Raw genomic sequence first — 3,633 nt, forward strand, 5'->3', positions numbered from 1 at the left:
CCTTAAAATAAATATAAAAAATATAAAAAATATAAAAATATTAAAAATATTAAAAATTGAGTCTATTAAGAATGTGGTTTTATACTACCCTTTAGGTGTGATGTGTATTGGTCCATTAATTACAATTTATGATCTAAATGTTACATATTTAGATTAATTTCAGCATAAGGAAATCGTGATGACAAAAATAGATAGAGCTGACAGAATACTGTTGTCACAAATTCAGAAAGATGCCACGTTAAGTTTGGAAAAGTTGTCAGCTGTGTGCAATTTATCCATCCCTTCTGTGCAGCGCAGGTTAAAGCAGTTACGCATGCTGAATGTAGTTGATAAGGAAGTTGCTATATTAAATCCCAGTATACTAGGCCAGAAGATGACATTTGTTATTCTGGTTGAGCTAGAGCGCCATAGTTTGGAGCAACTCAACTCGTTTCGACTTCTTGTGCTTAAGGAAGACAGAGTGCAGCAGTGTTATTTCGTAACAGGACAATGTGACTTTACATTAATTTGCAATATTCGTGATATGGAGGACTTCGAAGATTTGAGGCGCGTATTATTAATTGATAATACAAACGTGAAACAGTTTCGCGCATCCGTTGTTATGGAAAAAATTAAGGTAAGCCTTGAAGTTCCCTTGGAAAATTGTGAAAGTATCTAAAAACCAAATGGGTAGTTAAGTGCGCATTAACTGGACTTAGAAAAACAATTATTTTAGTTCTAGTTCAATAACGGTCATTTATACGGTTGTTATTCAGAACATTGAGCTTAGAATTATTTGGTCGTCTTGGCATATTTAATTGTGAATTTAATGGATAGCAAAAATAACGTTGCTTCTGTGGACCTTTGACTGAATCTATGGAAATCGTAAACTGATAAGTTCGGGGTTAATAGACCATAGATAATCTATCAACCTTGCGAACCGTCTTTTTGGATCAATCGTCATAGCACGATTTCTCTTATTTATGCATTTCGACATTACAAGAATTACAAGATTTCACGATATCTTGTATATGATCAGCTTCAAAACTTAAACTGTATGTAACTACAAAACAAATCTAGAAATTGTAGTGAAAAACTCATATGTTGACATGTGATCCTAACCGCCTCCTAACCACCACCTAACAACCGTCCTACCAACGCACTGTCTATCACACTTTGCAGCTGCAAACTCAACACTCTATCCGTATCAAACAACATAAAATACGTTTGCCCGGGTAAGCCCAGTATAGATCAACCCGATCCAACCTCCGCCCCTGATTATTAGCCGTAATAAACGGCAAACATAAATAAACAGACTCAAATTCTGACCCTTGATTTTTATGGATAGTCATAGCGTACACTGTTTCTATATTCGGTGAACAGCTAGGTAACAATCCGTGACCCTCATAGAACTCAAACCAGAGACCTAAAGTAACAAAGTACTCAATCACAGCCAAGTCAACAAGCATAAAGTGATGGGTATGTTCAAATCCCTTGTTTTATAATTTCGAAACCTGAGCATTTTTGGAGGATGTGGCATGTTGAAACCAGCTAAATAATATCTCCGACTCAAATTTCAGGCAACGCCATTGAGCACAGATTGTGAAGATAGCTTTGAATGTGTGTAAGGCTGAACTGTTTAGCGGATTGAGGTAAGACTCTGGCCTTTTCCTTACCTCATATACGTTGATGGTCAGTGTGCTGTTTGAGTTGTTGTAACATGTGCTCACCACCTAAAGCGATACTGAAGGGACTTAAACTAAACGTAAACTAGACACCAAAAGTAATAAAGTACTCAATCAAACCAAATCAGGACTGACTTTAGGTTGGTAAACTAAAAACAATCCATTCTTGATAATCCCATTTTGTAAATCTTTTTCAAGATTTGCACGTCGTATTAATTTAAGCTGGAATTGTAAATTAAAAAAAGATATCACTTTTACGATGTACTTTAGGACCATGCAGTGCCAGGTAAGCTTGTTTAAGTAAATCAAATTGGTTTTCAGCCACTGTCAGCCACTGATCGTCCCCTAAATTTGTAGACACTTTTTACTTAGAAACCGAAGTAAGGTAGAACGTGTTACGAATAAAAAATATCTCGATGAATGCAAACAAGAAGCTGTTCGCCAAGTGGTTGAAAAAGGCTATTCCGTACCTGATGTTTCTAAGCGTTTAGGTATATCCGATAAGTCTATCCATTACTGCTCGTTGCCTTTAGTATAATTACTCATTTCCAATGACCTAGCCGTTCTTTTTTGATAGCCTGCCCTAGATGCGACAAGGCATTTGAACAAGTTTCAGGGCCTTGCAAAATTGCCAGTGTCAGACTTATAGAGTCTTTTTGGGTATATCCAGCTTGAAGACAGAAAGCATTGTTGACATATAAAATTTTTACCCATTTGCTGAATTATTTGGCTTAGTTGTTAGTACAGCAGTCTTATTTGTTAAGCCTATACTACTTTCTAAAATTGATAATTAGTCAACAGATTTTAACTTCAAAAAACTTGATAATCTAAATGTCATACACCAATAAAACCCAAAAGGAGGAAGCACATAATGTTATTATCCAGTTACTTATTACAAGTGTAATTCAATCTTTAATTTGCCATAAGCTGATTAAAGCTATTTGTCCTTCATGCTGATACGTCGATGATACAATCAACATGAATTAGATCTTATACTACGCATTAAGTCTGATATGAATGGGTCCATTAAATACAATCTATGATATAAACGTTAAATATTTAGATTAATTTCAACATAAGGAAATCGTGATTAAAAAAATAGATAGAGCTAACAGAATATTGTTGTCACAAATTCAGAAAGATGCCACGTTAAGTTTGGAAAAGTTGTCAGCCGTGTGCAATTTATCCATCCCTTCTGTGCAGCGCAGGTTAAAACAGTTACGCATGCTGAATATAGTTGATAAGGAAGTTGCTATATTAAATCCCAGTATACTAGGTCAGAAAATGACATTTGTTATTTTGGTTGAACTAGAGCGCCATAGTCTGCAACAATTAAACTCGTTTCGGCTAGTTGTGCTTAAGGAAGACAGAGTGCAGCAGTGTTATTTCGTAACAGGACAGTGTGACTTTACATTAATTTGCAATGTTCGTGATATGGAGGACTTCGAAGATTTGAGGAGCGTATTATTAATTGATAATCCAAACGTGAAACAGTTTCGCGCATCCGTTGTTATGGAAAAAACAAAGGTGAGTCTTGAAGTTCCCTTGGAAAATAACTTAGCATAACGGTGAAATTATCTAGAAACCAAATGGGGAGTGACATGCGCATTAACACGACTTAGAAGAACAATTATTTTAGTTCTAGTTCAATAACGGTCATTTATACGGTTGTTATTCAGAACATTGAGCTCAGAATTAGTCGGTCGTCTTGGCATTTTTAATAATGATTTAATGGGGAGCAAAATTAACGTTGCTTCTGAGGACCTTTGACTGAATCTATGGCAACTGTGTGAAGATCGTAAACTAATAAGCTCAAGGTAACTAGATTATATATGGTCTACCAATCGCTCAACCTTGTGAACCGTCCTTTTGTTTCAATCGTCACACCACAATTTTCTCTAATTAATGCATTTCGACATTACAAAAATAGTAAGATTTTACGATGACTTATATATACGGCTCTAAAACT

The 3,633-nt window shown here is 35.6% G+C and carries 4 protein-coding genes; 3 read left to right on the top strand and 1 reads right to left on the bottom strand.

The genetic code is table 11. From position 1 onward, the window contains the following. The first annotated feature begins 178 nt into the window (after positions 1-178). A complete protein-coding gene (locus QZ562_RS20415) occupies positions 179-658 on the top strand; it encodes an Lrp/AsnC family transcriptional regulator (RefSeq protein WP_293764433.1) in 480 nt (159 codons plus the stop codon). Positions 659-1,899: 1,241 nt separating this feature from the next. Here QZ562_RS20415 and QZ562_RS20420 read toward each other — a convergent pair. Continuing rightward, positions 1,900-2,025, bottom strand: a complete 126-nt coding sequence (locus QZ562_RS20420; protein WP_293764436.1) for a hypothetical protein — start codon at positions 2,023-2,025, stop codon at positions 1,900-1,902. On the opposite strand from QZ562_RS20420, the gene QZ562_RS21395 reads away from it, so the two are divergent. Both QZ562_RS21395 and QZ562_RS20425 read left to right on the top strand, forming a co-directional pair. Next, positions 2,014-2,202: a transposase gene (locus tag QZ562_RS21395; RefSeq protein ID WP_363315390.1), complete on the top strand. Its 189-nt coding sequence runs from the start codon at positions 2,014-2,016 to the stop codon at positions 2,200-2,202. The genes QZ562_RS20420 and QZ562_RS21395 overlap by 12 nt on opposite strands. Positions 2,203-2,750: 548 nt before the next feature. Next, positions 2,751-3,230 carry an Lrp/AsnC family transcriptional regulator gene (locus tag QZ562_RS20425; protein ID WP_293764438.1) on the top strand — a complete coding sequence of 160 codons (480 nt, stop codon included), beginning with the start codon at positions 2,751-2,753 and terminating at the stop codon, positions 3,228-3,230. Positions 3,231-3,633 lie beyond the last annotated feature (403 nt).

The sequence above is a fragment of the uncultured Paraglaciecola sp. genome, assembly GCF_913058035.1.
Taxonomy (GTDB): domain Bacteria; phylum Pseudomonadota; class Gammaproteobacteria; order Enterobacterales; family Alteromonadaceae; genus Paraglaciecola.

Excerpts from the sequence above, each read along its gene's own strand:
- QZ562_RS20415 (WP_293764433.1), top strand. The coding sequence starts at position 179 with ATGACAAAAATAGATAGAGCTGACAGAATACTGTTGTCACAAATTCAG.